Annotated in this window: 20 protein-coding genes; 2 read left to right on the top strand and 18 right to left on the bottom strand. The window is 52.4% G+C overall.

Going from position 1 to position 24,084, the window contains the following annotated elements; translation table 11 throughout:
- Positions 1-80: 80 nt before the first annotated feature.
- The 11 genes from WFK81_RS19285 to WFK81_RS19335 form a co-directional block, all read right to left on the bottom strand.
- Complete coding sequence (locus tag WFK81_RS19285; RefSeq protein WP_336788012.1) at positions 81-1,493, bottom strand: PAS domain S-box protein; 1,413 nt, start codon at positions 1,491-1,493, stop codon at positions 81-83.
- Positions 1,494-1,614: 121 nt separating this feature from the next.
- The gene (locus WFK81_RS19290; protein ID WP_442956077.1) at positions 1,615-2,307 is read right to left on the bottom strand and encodes a Na-translocating system protein MpsC family protein; all 693 of its coding nucleotides are present in this window, start codon (positions 2,305-2,307) and stop codon (positions 1,615-1,617) included.
- Positions 2,308-2,436: 129 nt separating this feature from the next.
- Entirely contained in the window at positions 2,437-3,141 is a 705-nt protein-coding gene (locus WFK81_RS19295) for a DUF2294 domain-containing protein (RefSeq protein WP_336788014.1), read from the bottom strand.
- 270 nt (positions 3,142-3,411) lie between these two features.
- Entirely contained in the window at positions 3,412-4,377 is a 966-nt protein-coding gene (locus WFK81_RS19300) for a phosphotransferase family protein (protein WP_336788015.1), read from the bottom strand.
- Between the two features lie 120 nt (positions 4,378-4,497).
- Complete coding sequence (locus WFK81_RS19305; protein WP_336788016.1) at positions 4,498-7,026, bottom strand: LamG-like jellyroll fold domain-containing protein; 2,529 nt, start codon at positions 7,024-7,026, stop codon at positions 4,498-4,500.
- 77 nt (positions 7,027-7,103) lie between these two features.
- The gene (locus tag WFK81_RS19310) at positions 7,104-8,054 is read right to left on the bottom strand and encodes a glycoside hydrolase family 43 protein (protein ID WP_336788017.1); all 951 of its coding nucleotides are present in this window, start codon (positions 8,052-8,054) and stop codon (positions 7,104-7,106) included.
- Positions 8,055-8,083: 29 nt separating this feature from the next.
- Complete coding sequence (locus WFK81_RS19315) at positions 8,084-9,553, bottom strand: glycoside hydrolase family 43 protein (RefSeq protein WP_336788018.1); 1,470 nt, start codon at positions 9,551-9,553, stop codon at positions 8,084-8,086.
- Positions 9,553-11,043: an alpha-N-arabinofuranosidase gene (locus tag WFK81_RS19320; RefSeq protein ID WP_336788019.1), complete on the bottom strand. Its 1,491-nt coding sequence runs from the start codon at positions 11,041-11,043 to the stop codon at positions 9,553-9,555. The genes WFK81_RS19315 and WFK81_RS19320 overlap by 1 nt, the downstream gene beginning before the upstream one ends.
- A 46-nt stretch (positions 11,044-11,089) precedes the next feature.
- Positions 11,090-11,944: a carbohydrate ABC transporter permease gene (locus WFK81_RS19325; protein WP_336788020.1), complete on the bottom strand. Its 855-nt coding sequence runs from the start codon at positions 11,942-11,944 to the stop codon at positions 11,090-11,092.
- Positions 11,945-11,959: 15 nt separating this feature from the next.
- The gene (locus tag WFK81_RS19330; protein WP_336788021.1) at positions 11,960-12,868 is read right to left on the bottom strand and encodes a carbohydrate ABC transporter permease; all 909 of its coding nucleotides are present in this window, start codon (positions 12,866-12,868) and stop codon (positions 11,960-11,962) included.
- 91 nt (positions 12,869-12,959) lie between these two features.
- Positions 12,960-14,345, bottom strand: coding sequence for a sugar ABC transporter substrate-binding protein (locus tag WFK81_RS19335; protein WP_336788022.1), 1,386 nt, complete (start codon positions 14,343-14,345; stop codon positions 12,960-12,962).
- Positions 14,346-14,670: 325 nt separating this feature from the next.
- On the opposite strand from WFK81_RS19335, the gene WFK81_RS19340 reads away from it, so the two are divergent.
- Positions 14,671-15,594, top strand: a complete 924-nt coding sequence (locus WFK81_RS19340; protein WP_336788023.1) for an ArsR/SmtB family transcription factor — start codon at positions 14,671-14,673, stop codon at positions 15,592-15,594.
- Positions 15,595-15,664: 70 nt separating this feature from the next.
- On the opposite strand, the gene WFK81_RS19345 is transcribed toward WFK81_RS19340, so the two are convergent.
- Entirely contained in the window at positions 15,665-16,129 is a 465-nt protein-coding gene (locus WFK81_RS19345; RefSeq protein WP_336788024.1) for a hypothetical protein, read from the bottom strand.
- 336 nt (positions 16,130-16,465) lie between these two features.
- Here WFK81_RS19345 and yfbR point away from each other — a divergent pair, with 336 nt between their 5' ends.
- Complete coding sequence (gene yfbR, locus WFK81_RS19350; protein WP_336788025.1) at positions 16,466-17,062, top strand: 5'-deoxynucleotidase; 597 nt, start codon at positions 16,466-16,468, stop codon at positions 17,060-17,062.
- A 105-nt stretch (positions 17,063-17,167) separates the two neighbouring features.
- On the opposite strand, the gene WFK81_RS19355 is transcribed toward yfbR, so the two are convergent.
- The 6 genes from WFK81_RS19355 to WFK81_RS19380 all read right to left on the bottom strand — a co-directional run bounded on the left by WFK81_RS19355 (position 17,168) and on the right by WFK81_RS19380 (position 24,075).
- Positions 17,168-18,040: a sugar phosphate isomerase/epimerase family protein gene (locus tag WFK81_RS19355; protein WP_336788026.1), complete on the bottom strand. Its 873-nt coding sequence runs from the start codon at positions 18,038-18,040 to the stop codon at positions 17,168-17,170.
- Positions 18,037-19,089, bottom strand: a complete 1,053-nt coding sequence (locus WFK81_RS19360) for a glycoside hydrolase family 18 protein (RefSeq protein WP_336788027.1) — start codon at positions 19,087-19,089, stop codon at positions 18,037-18,039. The genes WFK81_RS19355 and WFK81_RS19360 overlap by 4 nt, the downstream gene beginning before the upstream one ends.
- Entirely contained in the window at positions 19,090-21,018 is a 1,929-nt protein-coding gene (locus tag WFK81_RS19365) for a transglutaminase domain-containing protein (protein ID WP_336788028.1), read from the bottom strand.
- 69 nt (positions 21,019-21,087) lie between these two features.
- The gene (locus WFK81_RS19370; RefSeq protein ID WP_336788029.1) at positions 21,088-21,729 is read right to left on the bottom strand and encodes a transglutaminase-like domain-containing protein; all 642 of its coding nucleotides are present in this window, start codon (positions 21,727-21,729) and stop codon (positions 21,088-21,090) included.
- A complete protein-coding gene (locus WFK81_RS19375) occupies positions 21,726-22,760 on the bottom strand; it encodes a carbohydrate-binding family 9-like protein (RefSeq protein WP_336788030.1) in 1,035 nt (344 codons plus the stop codon). The genes WFK81_RS19370 and WFK81_RS19375 overlap by 4 nt, the downstream gene beginning before the upstream one ends.
- Positions 22,761-22,788: 28 nt before the next feature.
- The gene (locus tag WFK81_RS19380; RefSeq protein ID WP_336788031.1) at positions 22,789-24,075 is read right to left on the bottom strand and encodes an alpha-L-fucosidase; all 1,287 of its coding nucleotides are present in this window, start codon (positions 24,073-24,075) and stop codon (positions 22,789-22,791) included.
- Positions 24,076-24,084 lie beyond the last annotated feature (9 nt).

Below are 24,084 nucleotides of genomic sequence, written 5' to 3' on the forward strand. Positions count from 1 at the left end.
TAGCATACTCCCTGAGAGATAACTGCCCGAAAACAAAGAAAGACACCCGAACATTCCGGCTGCCTCCCTTATATCTTTCCTCATTTCATGTCACCCGTTTCAGCTTGATTCTGTGCGTTTGCGGCTGGCAAGCAGATATGGATCGTAGTCCCTTTGCCTTCCGTGCTTGTGATATCAAGCGTTCCGCCATGCGAATGTATGATTTGCTGAGAAGCCGTCATGCCAAGACCCGTTCCATTCTCTTTAGTTGTATAAAAGGGAGATCCGATCTTCGCGATAAGCTCCTGCGGTATGCCTTTTCCCGTATCGGTCACCTGAATCATAACCGTTTCCTCGTTTGGAAGAGACGCCTTGATATCAAGGAACCCGCCGTTTGGCATCGCCTCCAAGGCGTTTTTTATCAAATTGATAAACACCTGCTTCAGCTGGGCTGCTACACAATGTATGTCCGGCAGACCGTCCAGACCCGATATTCGGATCTCCACGTTATTCATTAAAGCCTGGGAGCCCATCAGCATGTTGACGTCCTGAATAATCTGGCCGATTTGCTCATCCTTGAATTCTTGGGCCTGCGGCTTTGCCAGGCATAACAGCTCGCTTGTAATCAGCTCGATTCTTCGCAGCTCGTCCTTCATAATCGTAAAATAATTGGCGCTAACGCACGATGCGGCCTGTTCGATGAGATGAACGAAACCTTTCAGCGAAGTGAGCGGGTTCCTGATTTCATGAGCAATGGAGGCTGCTAGCTGGCCAACGGCAGTCAATTTTTCCGCTTCCAGCAGCTTTGTCTTGTTTTGTTTCTCTTGCATAATGTTTTTGGCAACGCCAAACACCCCCACGGTTTCATTATTGACGATGATCGGCATGTTCGTTACTTTCACGTCAATAACTTTACCGTTCTTGTGAATCGCCTTTGTTTCATAATGCTGCGTAATTCCCTTTGCCGCCAGCTTGAAGAGACTTTTTGTCTTCTCGAGCTCCTCCGCGGGAATGAGCGGGATATAGGACATCTTCAAAAATTCATCAGCCCTATAGCCTAACAGCTGCTCCATCGCCGGATTGACGCTTAGATAATTCCCTTCCAGATCGAAGGCAAATACCGCATCCGGATTATATTTGAAGAGTGACTCGTAGTGCTGCTCCTTCAGAAGCGACAAGCCTTTTTTCTGCGTGATATCCTGCAGGTAAACGGACAGACCGCTCTCGGAAGGATAAGCTTTTACCTCCAGCCACATCGAGATGGGCGGACAGTAAGCTTCAAATTCGACCCGAACCTGCTCCTGCATCGCTTTAAGGTAATGCTCATAGAAAATGCTATAAACCTCTTTTGGATACACACTCCATATGCATTGGCCAATCGCTTCTTCCGGCGTGCAAGAAAAAAATTTGGCTGCTTCTTTATTCATATAAGTAAATTTCCAGGAGTTATTGAGAGCAAAGACGGCATCTGTTATTCGATTAAGAACCTCGCTTCGTTCAACATAATGGCTCATATTTCCTACTCCTTGTGCGAAAATAATTTACCCATAATAAAAAACCTAAATATAAGCCGCATATTGCTGCTTTTATTTAGGCTGATGTCCAGCGATCTATCTGGTTCATTACCGCCGCCAATTATTGATTCGGATTTAAAATGAACACCATGACGCTTTTATCCAGATGGAAATCCCAGTCAACAAACAGATCCATAACCTTTGCGTTTAAAAACTCTTGAAAATGACCGTTGTTATGCAGATGCCCTTTTTCAAGATTGCGCTTGGCCAGTCTCAAGCTTTCTTCATGTCCGATCCGGATCAATTCTTTTTCGATGCTGATCAGAATTCCCACCCGAATAACGAGTAGAGTTCTATCGTTGATCAGGCAAGAATACAATTCGTCCGGGCGTTTCTGAACCTGCTGGCTGATTAGACTGATTTCGTGCTGAAGCTCATCTTTCCCCGTGTATTCGCAACCGAGCAAGGGTTGGCCTTGGGCATCCCGACCTTCAACGCCAACCATAACGCCCGAATGATTGTGAAGGCCCCAGTCATAATAAAACTCCTGAATATCCATGCCTGCCAGAAGCAGCAGGTAGGCTTTGATCTCGGGAATCAACGACTTCATTAATAGATCTCTGGTCGATTGAATCGAGTGGATTTGATCTTGCTCAAGAAGAATCTTCTCCGTCGGCGACAGGAAGTTTCTTAGATATAAAACGACAAACGGCCGATTGATGCTGACATAAATGGACTGCGGTCCTCTCCCGAAAGCCTCTCTCAGCAATCTGCCAACATAGCTCGCTATTTCGGTTTGAGCTTCTTTCTCCAAGATCATTCATCCTTAATTTAGGCAAAAGCATTATTTCTTCCGCCCCAGATTTATTGTAGTAATATATTCGGAATAAAACAATCGAAACTTTACCTATTATTTGCCTTTTTCCGCATCCTATCCGTTTCTTCATTTATGATCGGGATTCAAAATAAAGACGATAACGCTTTTATCCGCATGAAAATCCCAATCTACGAACACATCTAAAATCTGCGACTTGATAATCTCCTGGAAGCGGCTGCTGTTTATTAGATAGTTTTTTTCAAGATTACGTTCCGCCAGCTTCAAGCTTTCTTCGAACCCAAGGCGGATCAATTCCTTGCCGATACTGATCAATATTCCCGTTCTGACGACCAGGAGTGTCCGGTCATTGATCATGTAGGAATGGGTTTCATCCGGCTTCTTTTGGATTTGGTGACTGATGCGATCGATTTCATCGTGCAGCTCCTCTTTCCCCGTATACCGTTCCTGCGGTCTGAACCGCAGAGTCTCATCTTCCGCTTCTATGCCAACTAGGATTCCGGAATGATTATGAAATCCCCAGTCATAATAAAACTCCCTAAGGTTCATATCCGCCAGCAGTAATAGATAAGCTTTAATTTCCGGTATCAACGATTTCATGACAAGGTCACGGGTATGCTGCACGGAACTCAACTGATCCTGCTGAAGAAGAATCTTTTCGGTTGGCGATAAGAAATTTCTCAAATAGATGACGATAAACGGGCGGCTGATATTCACAAAAATCGATTGCGGCCCTTTTCCGAACGCTTCCCGAAGCAGTCTACCAATGTGACTCGCAATTTCCTTTTGAATTTGCTTTTCATTCTTTTCCAAAAAATCCATCCTTAGTTTTAGGTAAACCTGCTTTTTTACCTTCAATATGTAATCGTAATAGAAACAAAAAAAGCCTAAATAAAAGTTGTAAGAAACCAACTCTTATTTAGGCTTATGTCCAGCTCCGTCTCTGGTTCATTAATGCCGAATTAGTCGTTAACCGCAAAAAAGCAATTTAAAAAGGCAAAAGCTTTATTTCCTTTACCCTAGCATTATTTTAATGATTTTTTATCATTTAAACAAGAAAAATTTCGAGTGCTTCATGCCGAATTACGCCATACCCGCCTCAATTGCCGCCTTGTTTTCCGTAATCATGCGGATGGCCCAGTCATACACTCCTCTATCGGGATACCTTCGATAGTCGCATTCCAGGGCGGAGATGAGGAACAAGTACATATCGTACCACCTTGAGCGCACCTTCTCGCTGTCGTTCAGCCCCGACATGCCGTACCCTTGGAGAAAGGAGGAATTCAAATGGATTGACCGGAAACCGGTCTCCATGAGCGGATCCGCCCATAGACATCGCTCGAAATCAATCAGCCCCGTTACGCGGCCGTCTTCAATAAAGACATTGCCCGCCCACAAATCCCAATGAATAAGTCTTGGCCTTTTGACCTCCGCGAAGAATGGCGCATCCCGAACAAGCAGTTTATGAAGCGTTCCGGCATCAACCGGCAGCGCGATATTTAGCCGTTCCGCATCCCGGACGGCATCCTGCAGCATGCTGCCGAACACGTCAATCCAGACGTTTCCTTGCCGCTCCGGCTGACCGAAATATCCGAAACGCTCCCCGGCGATTTGATTAATCCTCGAGTTAAGTTGTCCAACCTGCCGATCGATCGCTGCTCTCGCCGTTTCTCCAAGCTCGTTAGAGACCGAATAATAGCTGCACCCCTGAAGCTTCTCCGAGAAGAAGTACTCCGAACCGCACAAGCTGCGGCTGGGATCATAGAACAATACGGACGCAACAGGCAGGTCTGTCCGTTCGGCAATGAGCCGAATCGCTTCAACTTCACTGAACAGGATGTTATGCTCGTGCGTCATAACATTGGTATCCGGCGGCGGCGCAACCTTCAGTACCGTCTGGCGGCCGTCGGACAAGTCAACACCGTAAGCCGCATTGAAGAAGCCCTCCTTCAACTCGACAATTCGGTCTGCGGATAGGCCAGGGAACGCTTTCCTGGTCATCGCTTCGATGGTTTCCCGCGGCAACTTATATTTCGTTATGCTTTCCATAGGAATTCCCCTCCTTCATGCCAGCCCGAGAAACAGAGAACCGCCGAGGTAAGATAACGTCGGCGGCCAGTCTAGTTGCCCTAGCATTGGCTATTCAAATATCGGCTTGCCTTCCGTGCTCTAAATCCCCGCCAGCTCAGCCACCTGCATCGGGTTAAACGCTCCTTCGAACACCTGCAGCTCATCGAGCTGGCCTTTGAACGGAGTATCCCACCAGTTGACGCCCAAGCTGAAGACCGAGTCTGTGCCGGTGAAGATATCCGGGAAGTTCGAGCCGGTGAACTTCAGTTCCCCGTTCACATATACTTTCAGCGTGCCGTTATCGACCGAGTAAGCGAGATGCGACCATTTGCCGGCCGGAATCGTCACACCTGCAATCCCGTCATACCAGACGCCGCTGCCTGACCATACCATCGTGTTATTGCCAACCGGTCCTTGAGGCACAAGGCTGACCCAATTGTTGCCGTCCTTCGCGCCAAAGAAGGTTGTCGTATAAGTCGTAAGCTGGTCTGGCTTCACCCACAGCGAGACCGAATATTGATTGCCGGCAATCAACTTGTTCGGCAGACGCACGCCTGATGCTCCATCCAATACTAACGCATTGCCTTCGATGCCAGCCGTATAAGAGATTGATCCACCCGAATTGTCAATCCGGTTGCCGGTTACGGTACCGGCGCCAAAGCTGCCGGTCGACTCTGTCAGATCGTTCTCGAACGAATATTTCGCCGCCAGCTTCGCAGCTTCATATGGAAGCACCGTTAGGGTGAAGCTCTTCGTACCCGTTACGCTTCCCTTCTGAATCGATGCGGTAAGCGTAATAACCGCAGACTCGGCTCCAGGCATCGGTCGAACAACAACCCCCGCAGACGATACGACGTCTTCATTGCTTGAAGTCCAAGCAATAGAAGCATGCCGAGTCCCCTCGGTAGGCAGATCGAGGTCCGCAATTACGCGGCTTGTATCGCCCACATTCAAATCAGCGATAATATCGGCCACAACCTCCGAATCCGTCTTCTCCTCCTGCTTGCTCCCCCATACTGCAACGCCGTCCTTTGAAATCGCTGTAAAGGTCATTACAAACCTCGCAGCTGTTGGGTCCCAGCCTTTGACAAACACGCCTTTATACGTTACGCCATCCAAGGTCAGCTCCGCCTCATTGCGCCCTGTCGCCTTCCATGTCCCTTTCGTGTCACCAGTCACTTTATTGTTCTTGGTCAGTGTAATATAGCTGGACTCTACGATGTCCGCCGTTGTGCCTTTGCCATGGTTAATGAATTTGTACTCCCCAGTCAAATCCTGACGGTTCACCTTCTCGAGCGATTCTCCTGCATAGCGGTATGGCGTGACAACCGGCCAACCGTCCTTGTTCATGAACATCTGATGCACGCGAACCTCATGGATCTCGCCTCTTTGCGGGAAGCGTGTATGGAAGACAAGAAACATTTTGCCGGTATCCGGGTCCTGATAGAACGAGTTATGTCCCGGAGACACGTAGCCGTATCCGATTCCCGTGCCCGGATCGCCCACCTCGCGCTTGAACAGAAAGTTGCCCATCAGCTTGTTGCCAAAGGCAGAATGATCGGTATCGCCTGGAAGCACCGCGTCTTTGCCTGCCGCATCGACGAATGGTCCATCCGGATTTTTGGAGCGGTAGAGCCTCATATTGTAGCCGCCGTCAGCGCCAAGCCAGCCGAGCGTCTCAAACAGATAGTAATAATCCGTCTGCTTGTTATACACCATATATGGACCTTCACCGGATTTATAGTAACCGCCGGCGATCTTTGTACCGAAGTAACGGTCAACCAGTCTGCCGTCCGCCGTAGTAGAGTCCGTACCCGGGTAAATCGCTTTGCCGGTGGCAGGATCAATCTCCAGCGTGAAAATGCCGCCAGACCATGAACCGTACGTCATCCACAGCTTTCCTTCCTTATCCCGCAGCAGCTGCGGATCGATGGCGTTAGGATAATTAATATTCGCGAACGAGCCGTCCCCATTAAACCATTTGTCGCTTGAGCCGCTCAACTTGCCGTCTTCGATCAGCTGCGGAATATTCGTGTTCGTCCATTTCTTGTTGATGACGCTGTTTGCATCGTATGCATCACCGGCTGTAAAGCCGGAATAGACAATCGTGCCCACATACGTATAAGGTCCTTCGATATTTTTGGACACGGCATAGCCGATTGCCGAGCGGATATAGGTGGATGAAGTGCAGTAATAAAGCAAGTACGCGCCTTTAGTGCCGTCTGCGTTTACGTAGTCCTTGTTCCAGATGACATCAGGCGCCCAGACGGAAAAGCCGCCTTTGCTGTCGGAATCATTTTCCCCCGCCCATTTGAACGAAGCTGCCAGGTTGTTCGATAAATCTCCGAAAATCACGTTGTTAGGCGTTGTATAACCGTTCGTAAACGTCGTCCAATTCATCAGATCCGTCGATTTGGCCGCTTCGATATGCGAACCGAATACATAGAACGTATCGCCTGCTTTTACGATGGATGGGTCATGAACCGAGACATTGCTGAACGTTGGGGCAGCAGGCTCTCCTCCTTCACCGGGTTTATTGCTCGAAGCCCCGCTGCCCATCACCGTGATAGGAATCGTTAAGGTTAATATAAGCAGAAGCAAAATCAGTTTGTACGATTGTTTGACCATTGTCGTAAACCTTCTCCTCTCCATTAAACAAAAATCAGCCTGGACAGCGGCAGCGCCACCTTGGCGAAGCTTATAAGTTATTCAAAAACCGGCTTGCCTTCCGGACTCCACTCCAGCTTTCGGATGAACGTGTGACGATTCGGGTCGTAGAGCGGATCGCCAATAATCTCCTTGTACGTGCGGGCGTGGAAGACAAGAATGTCGTCTTTACCGTCTTCCGACTTGGTAAAGCTGTTATGGCCCGGTCCATACAAGCCGCGTGCCTCATCCGTCTTTAGCACGGGCTGCGGCGATTTCGTCCAGGAATCCGGATTCATCAGATCGGCTTCTTCCGACGCTTCAAGCAGCCCCATGCAGTAATGATGATTTGTCGCGCTGCCTGAATAGGAGATGAAGATACGTCCGTCACGCTTTACGACAGCCGCCCCTTCATTCACGAGGAAGCCGATCACTTCCCAGTCATGCTCCGGCTTTGTCAGCATGACACCGTCTGCCGCCAGCGTCCACGGGTTTGCCATAGGCGCGATATACAGGTTGGAGTTGCCTTTGATATCCGGATCCTTCTGGGCCCAGACGAGGTAACGGGTACCGCGATGCTCGAATGTCGTTGCATCAAGCGCGAACGATTCCCACATCGTCTTGATTTGGCCTTTCTCGACCCACTCGCCTTCAAGCGGATTCGTCGACGCGTTCTCCAGCACGAACATGCGGTGATCGAATAATCCCTCGTTCGTCTCCGTCGTGCGGGCTGCGGCAAAGTAGATATACCACCTACCTTCGATATAATGAATTTCCGGCGCCCAAATGTTTGCGCTCATCATGCCGGATTCGTGCTTTCGCCAAGCGACGACCGGCTCCGATAGCGCGAGTCCGGCGATCGTATTCGAACGTCTCACTTCGATCCGGTCATATTCCGGAACCGAAGCGGTAAAATAGTAGAATCCGTCCTCATGCTTGTAAATCCACGGATCGGCGCGCTGCAAAATAATAGGCTGTTCGGTTGCCTGCATCGTTTTCTGTTCCGTCATCGACTCTCTCCCTCTCTATCTTGCCTTTGTTATCGTCTTGCACCCCACATCGCGACGCCTTCCTTGGACAGGACCGTGAATGTCTCCGTCCACGCCTCCGCCGCCGCATCCCACGACCGGAGCCAATAACCGTCATAGTTCACGCCGGCGATTGTCAGCTTCAGACCCGCTTCCCCGTTCAATCGCCATTCACCGCTAACGGCACCAGACACGGTGCCGTCCGTCTCAAGCCGGATTGATGACGATTCTTTCAGCTCCGCCGAGATATCCTTCCCGTGGTTCACAAGCTCATAATCTCCTGCAATCGTATCTTTACCAACTTTCCGGAGTGTCTCGCCGGCATACCGGAACGGCGCAACAACCGGCCAACCGTCCGCGTTCAGGAAAAACTGATGGACCCGGATCTCATGCTTCTCTCCGCTGTAAGGGAAGCGCGAATGGAAGATTAAAAAATATTGTCCGCTTTCCTCATCGTAATAAGCCGAGTTGTGACCCGGCGACACATAACCGCTCTCACGTCCTTCACTCGCCGGATCGTTCCACAGATGGTTGCCCATCAGTTTTGTGCCAAACGGCTCGATCGTACGGTCATCGAACAGCGGAAGTGACGGATCTGCCTTTGCCTCAATCATCTCTTTGCCCGCGGCATCAACATATGGACCGTCCGGATTTTTCGACCGAGCAACACGAATGTTGTAGCCGCCTGCCGCATCAAGCCCGCCGAATGAAAGGAACAGATAGTAGTAATCCGAATCCGGGCTGTACAGCATATACGGGCCTTCGATTCGGCTATGGTTGCCGCCGAGCAGCTTCTTGCCGTACCCTTGGTCAGGCAAAGGCTTGCCCGTCTTTTCATCCATTTCCATAATATAAATTCCGCCCGAATACGATCCGTACACCATCCACAGCCTGCCGTTTTTGTCGAAGAAGACGTCGGGATCAACAACGTTCGGATGGATGGTCGCGTCATAGATCTCCCCATCCTCGCTCGGCTCCCCCCACATGCCGGACTTGAGAATGATGCCCAGATCCTTATACGGCCCTTCGATGTCATCCGCCACGGCCACGCCCATTGCCGAGAGCGGCGAATCGCCGCGGCATGCATTGTAATACATATAATACTTGCCGTTGGAGAGCTGAATGACATCCGCGGCCCAAAGCGTATCGGTCTGGGCCCATTCGAATGTCTCGCGCAACTCCTCTGTCACATTCGGAATGAGCGGATTGCCGTCGGCCGCGCCGGATGCGATAAGCTCCCAATTCATCAGATCGGTTGATTTCGCTGCCGCCAAATGTGAACCAAACACATAAAAAGTGCCGTCTTCCGTTCGAATGACGGACGGATCATGGACGGATGCTTCCGCGAACACTGGCGTGCCTTCCATCTTGCCTTCTCCGTTGTTCCCCGCATCGCTGCAACCGCCCAGCAGCAGCGCTGCCGTCAAAGCCGTGCCGATACCCGTCCACAGACGACGATATCTCCCCGCCGCGCGCGCCATTATACGTTTGGCGTCAGCCGCACAACCGCTGCCGATGCCGGAGGCAGCTTAACGGACAGCTTGCCGTCCGCCCAGTACGCTTCGTTAAGCGGCCGCTGCGCAACCCGGTTTGGCTGATCGAATGTATTATGGGCGTGAATGTCATCCGCCGCGAGAAGGGAACCGCTAACCGTATACCCTGAAGACGATCCGCGCAGCTCGAAACACAAATCCGACGACTTTAATGGATCAAGGTTTGCGAGGCTAACGCTGATGATGCCTTCCTTGATCGAAGCGGATACGGTTACCTGCGGCAGCTTCTTGCCGAAGCCTTCGTATTCGCCGAAGGAGCCATGAATAGCAAGTGCCTCGGCATCCTGATGCACCTTGAACATCTCAAGCACATGGTAAGTTGGCGTAAGCAGCATTTGGTCGCCTTCCGTCAGAATGACCGCTTGCAGCACGTTAACCATCTGAGCGAGATTCGCCATATGAACACGGTTGCAGTGCTTGTGGAAAACATGAAGATGAATGGCTGCGACAAGCGCGTCGCGCATCGTATTTTGCTGGTACAGGAAGCCTGGATTCGTGCCCGGCTCGGCGAGGAACCAGGTGCCCCATTCGTCAACGATAAGACCTACGCGCATCGCAGGATCGTACTGATCCATGATGGTGCTGTGGCGCTTAATCAATTCGTCCATATGAAACGCCTTGACCATCGTTTCCGCCCAATCTTGCTCATCAAATTCCAATGCCGATTTCTTCTCTTCCCATCTGCCCGGAATCGTATAATAATGAAGGCTTAGACCGTCCATGACATGGCCCGCCTTGCGCATTAACACCTCCGTCCAACGATAGTCGTCAATGTTCGCACCGCCCGCGACCTTATAAATACGGTTGTCGCCATATTGTCTGACATAGGTCTGATAATTGCGATACAGGTCCGCGTAATATTCCGGCTCCATGTTGCCGCCGCAGCCCCAATTCTCGTTGCCGACTCCAAAATATTTCAGCTTCCACGGCTCTTCCCGGCCGTTCTCCCTCCTCAGGTTCGCCATCGGCGACTCGCCGTCAAATGTCATGTATTCGACCCACTCGCTCATTTCCTGAACGGTACCGCTGCCTACGTTGCCGCAAATATACGGCTCCGCGCCCAGCAGCTCGCACAACTGGAAAAACTCGTGCGTGCCAAAATGGTTATTTTCCACTACGCCGCCCCAATGAGTATTCACCATCCTCTTCCGAGCTTCGCGGGGGCCAACGCCATCCTTCCAATGGTACTCGTCTGCAAAACAGCCCCCGGGCCAGCGGAGGTTCGGAATATTCAGCTTGCGCAGCGCCTCAAGCACGTCATTGCGGATCCCCTTCGTATTCGGAATCGCGGAATCCTCGCCAACCCATAATCCTTCATAAATGCAGCGGCCCAAATGCTCCGCGAAATGTCCATAGATATGACGGTTGATCTTGCCGACCTTCCAGTCCGTATGCACAACGATATGGTTAGTAGTCATCGTTTGGTTTGTCTCCTTTTTCTATATAAAAAGCAATAATCATTTATTAGCCTTTAATACCCGTCAAAGCGATACCTTCAATAAAGAAACGCTGAGCGAAAGCAAACAAGAGCAATGTGGGCACTAGCGCAACGACCGCACCGGCCATAATAAGCGTCCATTCTGTTGCGTAGTAGGACGAGAAGGAAGCAAGCTCAAGCTGAAGCGTGTATTTCTCCGGAGTATTCAGGTAAATCAACGGACCCAGATAGTCGTTGTATCCTGCATTAAAGGATAGAATCCCTTGCGTAATAAGGGCCGGCTTCGTAAGCGGAACAATAATCTTCATAAAAATGCCAAACGGATTCATGCCGTCGATCTTCGCTGCATCCTCAAGCTCGTCAGGGAGCTGCTTAATGAATTGGCGGAAGAAGAAAATCGTCATCGGCGCACCAAACATGCCGGGAATGATAAGCGGCTTCCAGCTGTCGGTCCAGCCAAACGTCTTGAACATAATAAATGCCGGAATCATCATGACCGCACCGGGAATAACCATTGTGCCAACGAGTGTCATAAACAGCTTGTCGCGCCCCGGGAAGCGAAGCTTTGCGAACGCGTAAGCAGACAGCGCACAGACAAACAGTCCGATCAGGAGCGTTGGGATGACCACAATCATCGTGTTGAAGAAGCCTCGAATCATATGCGCATCCGTAAAAATTAACTTGTAGTTCTCCCAGGCAAAGGCTGAAGGTATCCACTGCGGCGGATACGAGAACACTTCGCCGTCCGGCTTAAGCGAAGTAGACAGCATCCACAGGAAGGGTACCGCCATAATGACGCCGCCGATGATCATTAGCAGGTAAACTACCGTATTGACGAGCGCTGCACCTGTTTTCACCTTGCGGCCAGTTATTGTACTCATGATTCGTCCCCCTCCTTAGTTATAGTGGACCCACCGCTTGGACAGCAGGAAGTTGATTAGAATAACAAACATAATAATGATGCCGATAAACCAGGCGATTGCCGACGCGTAACCCATCTCGCTGTACTCGAAAGCAACGGTGTACAGGTAATACACGATTGTTGTCGTGGAGTAATTCGGCCCTCCGCCCGTAAGCAGCTGGAAACGGGGGAAGTCCTGAAGCGCGCCAATCAGCGAGGTAATCAGAATGAAGAACGTCACCGGCGAAATTCCCGGTACTGTAATATGAATGAATTTGTTCCAGCCGTTAGCTCCGTCCACCGTAGCCGCTTCGTACAGGGACGACGGGACATTGCCAAGCGCTGCAAGATACAGGATAATGCTGACGCCCATGCCGCCCCAGACTCCTTGGATGATGATGGCGATCATTGCCCAGTTCTCGTCGACAAGCCATGCCGGCGGATTCAGGCCAAGCTCGCTCAGATAGTAATTGAGCAGCCCGAAATCGGCATTAAAAATCCATTGCCAGATCATCGCAAGCGCAACCATGGAACAGATCGTCGGAAGGAAAAACATCATCCGGAAAAAGTTTCTGCCGCGCAGCTTCCGGTCGAGCAGCAGCGCGATAATCAGGGAGACCATCATACCGATCGGAACACCAAGTGCCGCGTAGAACGTATTCAACAACGTTTTCCATACAAGCGGATCGTTCGTCAGCGCGCGTCTATAGTTCTCAGCGCCTGTAAAATCGGCAGGCTGGCCGAAGCTAAAAGTCGTGAAGCTCATATAAAGTGAATTGATTAACGGATACAGCAAAAACACAAGCGCGCCGATGAACGGCGGTGCGATGAACAGGAATCCCCACCATTTCTCGCTGCGATAGAGCGACTTGCGCTTCGCCGACTTGACTGTAAGGTCCTTCACAGGGCTGGCCCCCTTCTTCCCTAAGTTGTTCTTGATAAAATGGTGCAGCGCGTCCGCACACGGCATCGGCGTTGCACCATGTCGTTATGAATTATTGAAAGAGTTCCGGATTGCCTTCCTTCAGGTCTTTCTCAATCTGCGGCTTCAGCTTCGTAAAGTAATCGACCGCCGATTCCTTGCCGGTCCAGAACTTGCCGAGGTTTTGGTTCAGCGTATCAAGCCATTTGCCGTTCGGCAGGTACGTCCACGGACCCGGCTGCTGGCTTTCTCCCGCCTTGACGAACACTTCAGGATGTTCCGGCTTTTGGCCAGGCTGCGTGTATACTTCGTCGTCGGACATCGATTTGAAGTTGGGAATCTGGAAGCCAAGCTCCGTCATCTTCTTTTGGCCTTCAATACCGGAGAAGAATTCAACCAACTTGAACGCTTCCTCCGGATGCTTCGACTTCGCGTTTACCCCAAGGCCAACCGAACCGGACCAGCCGTTTGTCCACGATCCGTTATTGGACGGAATCGGAGCGACATCCCAATCAAACTTCAGCTTGCGGTATGTAGGCACCATCCAGCGACCGCCCGTAATGGTCGCAAGCTTGCCCGCCTCGAACATTTGACCATCGTTCATCGATTGCAGCGCGCGGGAATCCGGTACAACTTTTTGCGTATTCGTCAGATCGTAGATGAACTGCATCGCATCGGAAGCCGCCTTCTCATTCAAGGTAAACTGTTTGCGGTCATCGCTTAGTATCGTTCCGCCATTGCCCCAAACGAAGCCTTCCCACCATACCGGACCTGCGCCGTAGATGTCGGTCTTGCCGTCACCGTTCTCGTCGACCGTCAGCTTCTTCCACATCTCAAGCGCTTGCTCCCAAGTCATAGGCGTATCTGCGCTTGGGTATGGAACGCCCAGCTTGTCGAAAATCGTTTTGTTATAGTACATCACAGTCGGGCCAATATCTTTCGGAAGCGCATAGTAGCCGCCTGTTCCCGTGATTTTGCCATCGTAACGGTAACGGCTCAGACCGCCTTCCCACATATCATTGAGGTCCAGTTTGTCGCTTGCCTCAACGTACTTCGTAATATCGAGGAACGCGCCTTGCTTTACCCAGCGCGGGAAGTCACCGTCACTTGTGAAGATCACATCCGGCGCGGAGTTGCCGGCAATCATGGTATTCATCTTCGTTGTATAATCGTTAGGAATGTGAATGAATTTGACTTTAATATTCGGATTCGCTTTCTGGAATTCGTCGAGTACCGCTTCGAACACTTTGCGCTCGTCCGGCGCTCCCCATGAAGAGATGGAGATCTCGACTTTCTCCGCCGGCTTCTGTTCCTTCTCTTTATTGCTGTCGGCAGCCGCGTTCGTACTCGCCTCAACATTGTTGCTTTTGGTCCCCTTATTCCCCGCATTATTGCTGCTGCATCCCGTAACCGCCATCACGGCAATCAGCGTAAGCATCAAAATCGAACTTTTTTTCATTTGTTTCACAACCTCCTTAGGATTATAAAGCGAATGACAGGCCCCCATAATAGCGCTTACATGTTTGTTCCGAAAAAAGTCATCCTCCCTTCGACTCAACCCATAGTATTTAACAAATGTGTGAAGTATTTCGTAGATGACTGTGTCATTAAGCATGTTAAAACGATCCCCCCGTTTTGTCAACGCATTTTTGTGAAGTGTTTCATATTTTTATTAAATTCTTTGAACATTAATTCAAAAATTTAAATGACTGTTACACACTCTTGTCAGAGTTCAATCCGATAAGGTATATTTAATACAAAAATGAACTATCGGAAGAGGTCCCATGGAGACAATCGTATCGGAGAATAATCTCCCCCTGTTCGAAGCATTGGCCAGCAACGTCCGAATCAAGATTATTGAACTGCTCGGACAAGAGCCTATGATCATGAAAGACTTGGCTGCCGCGCTTGGACTCAGCAATTCCATCATTACCATGCACGTGAAGAAACTTGAGAAGGCCGATCTGGTCCGCACCGAGATGATTCCCGGCAAAGGTGCGTCGCAAAAGCTTTGTACCTTGGTCGCCGATCGGATCGAGCTTGTATTCCCAAGCAAAGGGCTGATTCCGCGCAACTTCCATATTTCCAACATCTCGATCGGACATTTCACCGATTTCGACGTCAAACCGACATGCGGCCTGGCGTCCAAATACAAGATCATCGGCGGCGGCTTCGACGACCCGCGGTACTTTCTTGACCCGGAACGCGTCGACGCGAAAATATTATGGTTCTTGAAAGGCTTTATCTCGTACAAAATCCCAAACTACCTGAAGCCGGATGAAGAACCCGAGGAGCTCGAGATAACGATGGAGCTGGCGTCCGAGGCCCCGCTTTCCAATGAGCATTGGCCGTCCGACATCTCATTCTCTTTCAATGGATTTCCGATCGGCAAATGGACGAGCCCCGGGGACTTTGGCGGAACGCGCGGCAAGTATACGCCCGAGTGGTGGAACATCGAAATGAATCAATACGGCCTGCTCGTCCATATCCGAATCAACGGCGACGGTACGTTTATTGAAGGTACGAAGGTTTCGGACTACACGATTGCCGACGTCGATATTAACCGGCTGCAGTGGGATCTGAAGCTTGAAGTAAAGGAAGACGCGAAGAACATTGGCGGCCTGACCATTTACGGTGCCGGCTTCGGCAATTACTATCAGGATATCGTCAGCAAGCTTACTTACATTGACCGCAAGAAATTGAAATAAACTTGCCTATACAACAAAAGAGACAGCTTCGCATATCACTACGCGGGCTGTCTCTTTTGTTCGATTACCGTCACGGCTTAACGCCGTTCACGATCTGCGACACCTCTTCGGTAACCTGATTGCCCCCCAGCTCCTTCCACTGCAGGACGAAATCATCAAATGCTTCCACCGGTTTGTCTCCAACAATAATCTGCAAATACGTGTCATTTTCCAGCTTCTGAAGAGCATCCCACTTCGCGTCCATCGTTGGCGTCGTACCGTAATAAAGGCTGCGCACCTTCATCACGGATGCAGCCGGTGCCGGGAGAGAAAGGACGCACCCGCTGAATGAAAACCGTCCGGTGTTATCGGACGGTTTTCTCCCCGCAGTGAACCATTTTCTCCTTACGGAGAAAATGCCGCTCTTTGGGTCGGTCCTTGGACCGTTGCCTGCCCCAGAATACCTCACCGCTAGAAAGCCGTTGACCACCCCATTGCCTCCATGCCCTCTGCCCGTGGTCATCCCATTGCAGTCGAGCCCTCTAGCCGTGGCCATACGAATGCTGCTTCTTCCTCTCAGGCCGTAAGCCATCGGCCCCTCGGCCGCGAGGCTAACGAAACTACGTATCGTTATTTCGCCTAATTTTGCTGTTTCCAGATTCTAACGAAACGTAGTATCGCTATTGGGCTGCATTTGCTCATTGGGCGGGCTTTTTTCAGCTAATAACGTGTCTACGTTTCGTTAGAATTCCGAATGCCCTCTTTTCGGGCAAATAAGGATATGTAGTTTCGTTAGGATTTACCCCATGTATGTGGGAGTCTGCTGAATTATGGTAGGATATAGTAAAACAAACATAGCTGCACGGGGATTAGAGAGGAGTTTGCGAAACAGATGGAAAGTCATTTTTTTGCCTATATGTACCGCCTGAAATATATTGAACGCTGGAGTCTGATGAGAAATACGACCAAGGAGACCGTTGCGGAGCATTCCTTCCACGTTGCGCTGCTTGCCCATATGCTGTGCGAGATCGGCAACAGCTTCTTCGGGCGCAGCTATAATGCGGACCGCGCCGTAACGCTGGCCTTGTTCCATGATGCGACTGAAGTCTTTACCGGCGATATTCCGACTCCCGTGAAGCATCATAATCCGAAAATGCTCGCAAGCTTCCGCGAGATTGAAGCAATGGCGGCGGAACGGCTGCTCGGCATGGTGCCGGAGCCGCTTCAAGCCTCGTACGCTCCTCTTCTCGGCAAGCCTGGAAGCACGCTGTCCGAAGAAGACCAGCTGCATCACAAAATCGTAAAAGCTGCCGACCTGCTGGACGCTTACCTGAAATGCTTGACCGAGGTATCTACCGGCAACCGGGAATTTCTCGTGGCCAAAGGGCAGACGGAAGCTGCCATCGAGCAGCTCGGGCTGCCGGAGACGGAGTGGTTCCTCGCCCATATGGCGCCAAGTCTCGGCATGACGCTGGATGAATTATCGTAAAGAGCAAAGTTTACCTAAGCTGATAAATAGAGTAGAATCCAAGGCTGGTGAGTCTTATGTTCAGTCAAAGCACAAAAATCGGCCTCCCGTAGGAGACCGATTTTCTTATATTTCCTGCCATAGCCGCTTCACGTTATCCATGGCAATGCGGGAGGCCATGCGGCACTCCTCCATCCCTTCGAATTCGACAGTCAGATAACCATCGTAGCCGGATTGCTTGATCAGACGGAAGATTCGCCGGAGGTCGAGATCGCCGTGGCCAACAATCGCGCCGCGCAAATACGTGCCGTGGGCAGACTTGAACCAATCGCCGCCGCCCGGAGACTCGTCGCTAGGCCGTATGTAGAAGTCTTTGATGTGGAGCAGCGAAGCATACGGCAAGCTGCGGCTCACGCCAACGAGCGGATTCTCGTCGACGCACAGGAAGTTGCCAACGTCTAGCGTCGTCTTGAAGTTCGGGCTGTTCACCTCATGCAGGACGCGCAACACGCGGTCGCTAGCCTGCACGCTGAAGCCGTGGTTCTCGATGGTTGTCGTAATGCCGTACGCCGCGGCGTAATCGGCGATCAGCCGGCTTCCCCTGACCATGTGGTGCAAATTCTCCTCGAACCATTGGATCGTCATGCTCTCCGGCGGAAGGGTAAACGCCGTCACGTCGTGACGCATGTGCTTCATGCCAAGCCTATTAACCAGATCGACGTGTTCCTTAACGCGCGCGATTTCGCCTTGGAACGCTTCCTCGCTGTCCTGCACGAAGTTGGCCGGCATCGAATAATTGGACAACTCAATTCCAGCAATCTTCGCCTTCTCCCGGACAGCGTCCGCAAGCTCAGGCTGGTCGACAAGCGTAAAGCCGTAAGGCACGATTTCCATATGCTCCCCGCCGTTCCCGGCAATCCAGTCCACAACGTCAAGCACCGACATGTCCCCTGCTTTAAGCGCGGGGAGCAGACTGTACGTGCTTAGTCCTACCTTCATATCGTCCCCCTATCTCCGCGAAGCCCGTCATGAATTGCATTCAGCAGCCGGCGGGTCCGGTCGCAGCCGAATTCCCAGAACATCAGACCGGCTAGGCCGTTAGCTTTTACATAATCGCACTTGTGCCGGATCGATTCCTCATCGTCGTAAGAGATAAAGCTTGAACCGTTAAACAGATAAGGCGCGCGAGCTTCCTCGTCCCAATAACGAACAAAGCCGTTTTTTCCAATGTATTCCGAAGTTAAAGCCGTGAAGTCCGGACCGTAGCCGCCAACGCTCCCGGCCATCTGGTGAAGCCCGCGGTTTCGGTCCGGCACCTGGTTCCACATGCGGGAATAGAAAGCCGCTCCGATAACGATCTTCTCCTTCGGCACCCCGGCGCGAACGAACAGACTGACGGAAGCGTCCGTACTAATCCGGAACAGGTCTCCCGTCGGCGTATACAGGTTGGCATGATGACCGGTCAGCACCTGGAACCCGCCGCGCATATCGTAGGTCATGAGCTGAACAAAATCCAGGTATTTCTGTGCCTTGTCCATCTCGGTTCCGTCTACGTAATACTGATCGGCTCCCGCCGCGATCGTTAGCGGATAATGCCGGCCGTCCAGCTCCCCTTGCTTATCCAGCGCTTCGCGAATGACGGCAAGCAGCAGCGTAAAGTTCGTGCGGTCATCCGGGCTTGCTCCGATTCCGGCTTCCCCATAGCAAGGATACTCCCAATCCAGATCAATCCCGTCAAAAGGATGCTCGGTCACCGCGCGAACCGCCGATTCCGCCATGCGGCTTCTTCCTGCTTCGGTAGACGCCGCTTCCGAGAAGCCTCCGGCGCTCCAGCCGCCGACGGAGAGCAGGATATTCAATTGCGGACGTTCCCTCTTAATCCGCGTGAGCTCTTCCAGATTGCGCAGATGATCGGTTGAGATGGCATCGCTTCGGACATGGCCAAACGCGACATTCAGATGCGTAAGCTTCGCCAAGTCTTCCCCGGTCAGCTCGGCAAGATGGCTATCGCTCGCGTAACCGGCGGCCACGTAGTTCTGCTGTGTCATTTAAGATTCTCTCCTTTTCGCTGGCGATGTTTCGCTGGTCTGCCTTACGGCAGCCAGCACTTGCCATGCTTCCTTGCCCATTCCGATCTTATAGCCCGACGCGGCATAACGGATACGGTCTTTGCCATCCAACACGAACAAATGCGGGTAACCCGCCTCGCGGACCGCTGCTGGCGGCAGCGAAGCTTGCGAACGATCCCTCGCGAATCTGACTCCTGACGGCAATTGCGCGTATTGAGCGGGATCAAACGACGAGGTCCATTCCGCATCGCCGATGATGAGAAGTATAGGGCCATTTAGTTTACCCGAAGAAGCCGCCAATTCACCTAACTCGCGAAGCAAATGCTTCGTTGGTTCGCGCTCCGGCTTGATCCAAGCAACGATTGCGCCATCCTCCATGATCTGTTCGCCGACCGTCATTACCGCACCGTCCAACCCTTCGAGTGGTCTCGCTCGGTCCATTTCGCCTAACACCGGAAGTTCGCGGAATGCCTCACGGTAGGTGAACCGTACATCCATGTTCTCGCCTGCGCGTACGCGGAAATAGGAAAACCGCGCCAATACAGTGCCATCCTGAAGGCGCATCCCCGTCGTAAGCCGGTACGAACCCGGCTCTGCCTCAAGCAGCTTTCCGTACACGTCTCCAAATTTATCGGGGTAGACTAGCGTTTTGTAGAACCCGTTCTCCTCCAGTCGGGCCACCGTGAAATTCTCGGCATAAGACGGCGCTGGGGCATCCTCCTTTGCTTCGGGATCGCGTTGCAGCCGAATGCTGCCCTTGCCCCCGATCGAAGACGAAGACAAATTCGCGCCTTGCATCGCGTCCCGCCATTCCCCGCCAGTCCTGTATTGCGGGGTTAGCTCATGCGGATGCAGACGCGCCGGGATGCCTAAACTTCGGCAGACGGCTACGAAAAGAATGTTCAGCGATTCCAGGTCTCCCCATTGCAGCTTAAACGTACCGACCGGATTGCCTTTCCCCTTCAGATTGGGAAGATCCTCCCACGCTCCATGCCTTTCGCTTAGCCAACGCGCCAGCGCAGACGGGTCCGACCGGAAGACATCCCGCTCTAGCTCCGTAAACGCCGCTTGGAAAAACTGCCGGTAAGGCACGATCATCTCGTTCAGCACGCGCGGACAAAGAACGTACCGTTCAAACTCATCGTCCGGCAGGCTGCCGCAATGTACAAGCGAGCCGACCAGATGATCGTCCAGCGTTTCCTTTCGCGCATCGATCCAATCTTTCTCGCGCAGGCTCTCCAAGAGCCGCAGCGGCCACTGCCCATATTCCGCCGTCCGCTCCCGCAGGAAAGACGAGATTTCGCGGAAGTTTCCGCGCGAGCGGTTCAGAATGTTCCACACTCGTTCTCCCGGAAGCCCTAGCGATGCAGCCAATTCCCCGGCATCTTGCTTGCTTGCGAACGTTCTCTCATAGACGGCGCGAAGCCTCGCCCCTTCTTCAAGCCGGCGGGCATGTCTGCTCTGCTGCTCTTCCGACAAGGGTTCCGCCGGTTCTTCTTCGCCCTCCGGCGGGGGAACCATATCCAGATCGAAGATGCCTTCCGGCTGCCCCGCTCGATCCAAAACCATTTCAAGGCGGTTATCCCCATAGGCAGCCAGCTTAACCTCGCCCCATCGGCCGTTCCAAGCACCGCGGACCAGCAGATCGCCATATCCGGTCTTAAAGCTGACTACTCCCCTTGCATCGGAGAACAGCGTAGCAATCGGATAAAATTCCGCCATATTGTAAAGTTCGAAGCGCACTTCGGCGCCCGGGACCGGGTTGCCGGCACCATCTTTTACCGCTATTTCAACGGTACGCGTCGAAGCATAGTTTTCGAGCAAATTAATCTCCGTGAACCAATCGCTTGCTACCGTAATCTCTTCCGGGCCGGAATAGTCGGCCAGGATGCGCGTATTCAGAAGCATTGCCCTGCGGGCCGGCGGGCCGAACCACCCTTGGTTGAGCCGCGCTTCCGGCTCGCAGGCGCCGAGGAATCACCATTTTCCGTCCGCCCACGCTTCTACCCAGGCATGGTTATCGTCGCAATGCGCCCACCTGGGCGTGTAGACCTGGCGGGCGGGAATACCAATGCTGCGCAGCGCCGCAACCGCTAACGTCGACTCCTCGCCGCAGCGGCCCCTTGCGCTCTTGATCATCGTAAGAGGCGACATTGTTCTCAAATCGCTACCAATATAAGTAGCCTTCTCGTAACACCAATAATTCGTCTCCAGAATGGCCTCTTCCATCGTCAGCGACTTTGTGCGATAGGCTAGCTCATTGAACAAAATGCCGCGGTGATCCTCGATATTTTCCGTATTGACCCGGTAGGGGAGAACATAATGCAAGAACAGGGAGTCGGGCACCCGATCGCCCCAAGGGACGAGCCGGCGGATCGCCAGAGTCCTCCGCACATGGCTTAAGAACAAGGCTCCGTCATAATCGGCAAGATCGTTCACCGGCATATAGGCAAACAAATATTTGAGCGCCCAGCTCTCTTCCTCCGTCAGTTCCTCCCGAAACACATCGAACAGCTCGTGTTCCCTGGCCTGCGCCAGCTGGCGTTTTCTAAGGAATTTGCTCTCGATCAAATCCCGCTCCGCCCGATTCAGCGAAAACGGCGAAGTCCAAGTCGTCATGGTCCCAATCTCTCCTTCCACAGCTTTCCGTCCTCGCGAATGCACCACAGTGACATTCCATCCTCCGATAAGGCCGAGATCTGAAACAAGCTGCGCGTTGTCTCGACGGTTGCTTCGATGGACCACTCATCGCCATCCATCAATCGCTTCGCATCCGCTTCATACCTGCCTTCAGCCGCGTAATGGTTGCGCTGGCGGTAATACAGCTTCCGCAGCTCCCACTTGATGCGCTCGTCCTCCGGAATAGCAAAAGAATGCGGACCTTCATCGCCGGAAAACACCACGTAGCCCCACAATTCAGGGTAATGCATGTTGACAATGCCCATCGGCGACCACACCCAGTTGTCCTCCGGATAGGGCTTGCCGATCTTCGGATTGATAACCTTGCGATAGCCGCCTTCCGTCTGCTCCGCCTGCCATTCCACTCTGGAGAAGTTGATGCGCCAGAACTCTCCCATCAACGGCGGCCTGCTCTCCGCCGCGCACTCCCGCAAGCTGGCCCATGGAATCGCGATTTCCACGCTCCACATCCGGTTGTCCGCCGCGGGATTGTTCAGTTCGCCATCTATATAGACCGCGCTTCGCAGCCCCGCGATATCCCAGCCGTTCACCGGCGGTCCGCCGTCACGGTAAGGCTTGACGAGAAGCAGATCCCATACGGTATTCAGCGCATTGATCTCGATCTCGTAATAACCATGCGTGTCCCCGTCCGGGTCGATAAAAATTTCAAAATCGTTGTCGTAAAAAATAACCGAATCCCGCTCGGTGAGCGTTGCCCAAATCTGATCCTCGAGCAGCTCCGCTCCGACATACAAACATTCGTCATCCCACAGCATTTTGACGCGGGTCCTCTTCGCCGGCTTGGGGCGAACATCCCCTTCGATATCCGTGAAATCCTCGGTCCAGTCCGCCGCTTCCCAGAACGGCTTGTTCAAGCATCCGTCAAGCGCTAGCGGCCCTTTGGCCCGCCGGCAAATATAATGCCTTGGCCCGTAATCGATTACCGGCTCCGGCACTCCGCTAAGCATCATGTCCTGTCCCCCGATCGCTTGCAGCTAGTTAGTTATGGGTCACCACGGCTCCCGCGCCTCCGTAAAACTTCACTTCGTCGCCAAATTCCAGCTTCAGCACCGTTACGTGCTCATGCGTGTCTTCCGCCGTCAGCCCAATCCAGGCCGTCCCGGGAATGTCGAACCAAGGAACGCCACCGTGAATCTCATGCGTAAGCTCTTTGCCCGAATGCAGCACGGTAATCCGCTTAATCGGATTGCACAGACCTTTCAAGCAAATATGTTCCTTCGGTTCGTCATACACGAACAGGTAGAGCGTCTTCTTATCCGGAGTTAGCGTGCTCCCGCCTAAATAATAACGAGTCATGATGCCTTCCCTCGTTCCGTAAACAGCCTCCGCATGCTGACGGATCCATTCTCCTAGCCCAAGCAAAATATCTTCCTGACGCTTGTCGATCGTACCGTCCTCCCGCGGTCCGATGTCCAGGAGCATGTTTCCGCCCATGGAGATACAGTCGCAGAACATCCGGATGATCATGCGAAGCGATTTATAACGGTTGTCCGTCGGCACATATCCCCATGAGCCGTTAATAGTCGTGCAGAATTCCCAAGGCCCTTCCGGTCTCGTAATGGGAAGCCCTTGCTCCGGCGTTTTGTAGTCGCCATGTCCCTGCAGCCGCGAATTGACGATCACATCCGGATTAAACGACTTCAGGTACTGCTTGAACGCCGGCAAATTCCATTGGTCGGCGCTTCGCTCCCAATCCCCGTCGAACCACAGGAGATCGACCCGGCCGTAATTCGTCAGCAGCTCCCTAAGCTGTTCGTCGTTGAACCGCAAGAACCGCCGCCAACGCTCCTCGTCCTCGACACCGTCAGCCGGATTAGAAAACCGGTTAACGGTGCTGAGGTCCTCGGGGATCCTGCCGCCCTGATAGACGCTTGGATAATCCGGATGCGACCAGTCGATCAGCGAGTAATAAAGACCAAGCCGAATATCCCGCTTCGCAATCGCTTCCGAGAATTCCCGGACCAGATCCCGTCCTGCCGGCGTCTTCTTCACGACGTTCAAGTCGCTGAGCTGCGTGTCCCATAAAGCCACGCCGTCGTGATGCTTGGTCGTCAGAACAGCGTACCTCGCACCCGAATTTTCGATCAGATCGGCCCAACGGTCCGCATCGAACTTAGAAGCCGTAAACCCGCCAAGCTGATTCATGTATTGTTCATATGACATTTTCCCATTGTAAAAAGACCATGATTCCGCCACGCCGTCAACCGCATAAATGCCGTAGTGAATGAATATGCCAAGCTTTGCGTCTTCGAACCATCTCTGCATCCCGATTCA

Origin of the sequence: Paenibacillus sp. MMO-177, assembly GCF_037147795.1 — a bacterium.
GTDB lineage: Bacteria > Bacillota > Bacilli > Paenibacillales > Paenibacillaceae > Pristimantibacillus.

What these genes read in the sequence shown, in the direction of transcription:
- WFK81_RS19285 (WP_336788012.1), bottom strand. Translation starts at nt 1,493, where the DNA reads ATGAGCCATTATGTTGAACGAAGCGAGGTTCTTAATCGAATAACAGAT.
- WFK81_RS19300 (WP_336788015.1), bottom strand. Translation starts at nt 4,377, where the DNA reads ATGGAAAGCATAACGAAATATAAGTTGCCGCGGGAAACCATCGAAGCG.
- WFK81_RS19305 (WP_336788016.1), bottom strand. Translation starts at nt 7,026, where the DNA reads ATGGTCAAACAATCGTACAAACTGATTTTGCTTCTGCTTATATTAACC.
- WFK81_RS19310 (WP_336788017.1), bottom strand. Translation starts at nt 8,054, where the DNA reads ATGACGGAACAGAAAACGATGCAGGCAACCGAACAGCCTATTATTTTG.
- WFK81_RS19315 (WP_336788018.1), bottom strand. Translation starts at nt 9,553, where the DNA reads ATGGCGCGCGCGGCGGGGAGATATCGTCGTCTGTGGACGGGTATCGGC.
- WFK81_RS19320 (WP_336788019.1), bottom strand. Translation starts at nt 11,043, where the DNA reads ATGACTACTAACCATATCGTTGTGCATACGGACTGGAAGGTCGGCAAG.
- WFK81_RS19325 (WP_336788020.1), bottom strand. Translation starts at nt 11,944, where the DNA reads ATGAGTACAATAACTGGCCGCAAGGTGAAAACAGGTGCAGCGCTCGTC.
- WFK81_RS19335 (WP_336788022.1), bottom strand. Translation starts at nt 14,345, where the DNA reads ATGAAAAAAAGTTCGATTTTGATGCTTACGCTGATTGCCGTGATGGCG.
- WFK81_RS19340 (WP_336788023.1), top strand. Translation starts at nt 14,671, where the DNA reads ATGGAGACAATCGTATCGGAGAATAATCTCCCCCTGTTCGAAGCATTG.
- WFK81_RS19345 (WP_336788024.1), bottom strand. Translation starts at nt 16,129, where the DNA reads ATGGCCACGGCTAGAGGGCTCGACTGCAATGGGATGACCACGGGCAGA.
- yfbR (WP_336788025.1), top strand. Translation starts at nt 16,466, where the DNA reads ATGGAAAGTCATTTTTTTGCCTATATGTACCGCCTGAAATATATTGAA.
- WFK81_RS19355 (WP_336788026.1), bottom strand. Translation starts at nt 18,040, where the DNA reads ATGAAGGTAGGACTAAGCACGTACAGTCTGCTCCCCGCGCTTAAAGCA.
- WFK81_RS19360 (WP_336788027.1), bottom strand. Translation starts at nt 19,089, where the DNA reads ATGACACAGCAGAACTACGTGGCCGCCGGTTACGCGAGCGATAGCCAT.
- WFK81_RS19365 (WP_336788028.1), bottom strand. Translation starts at nt 21,018, where the DNA reads ATGCTTCTGAATACGCGCATCCTGGCCGACTATTCCGGCCCGGAAGAG.
- WFK81_RS19370 (WP_336788029.1), bottom strand. Translation starts at nt 21,729, where the DNA reads ATGACGACTTGGACTTCGCCGTTTTCGCTGAATCGGGCGGAGCGGGAT.
- WFK81_RS19375 (WP_336788030.1), bottom strand. Translation starts at nt 22,760, where the DNA reads ATGATGCTTAGCGGAGTGCCGGAGCCGGTAATCGATTACGGGCCAAGG.
- WFK81_RS19380 (WP_336788031.1), bottom strand. Translation starts at nt 24,075, where the DNA reads ATGCAGAGATGGTTCGAAGACGCAAAGCTTGGCATATTCATTCACTAC.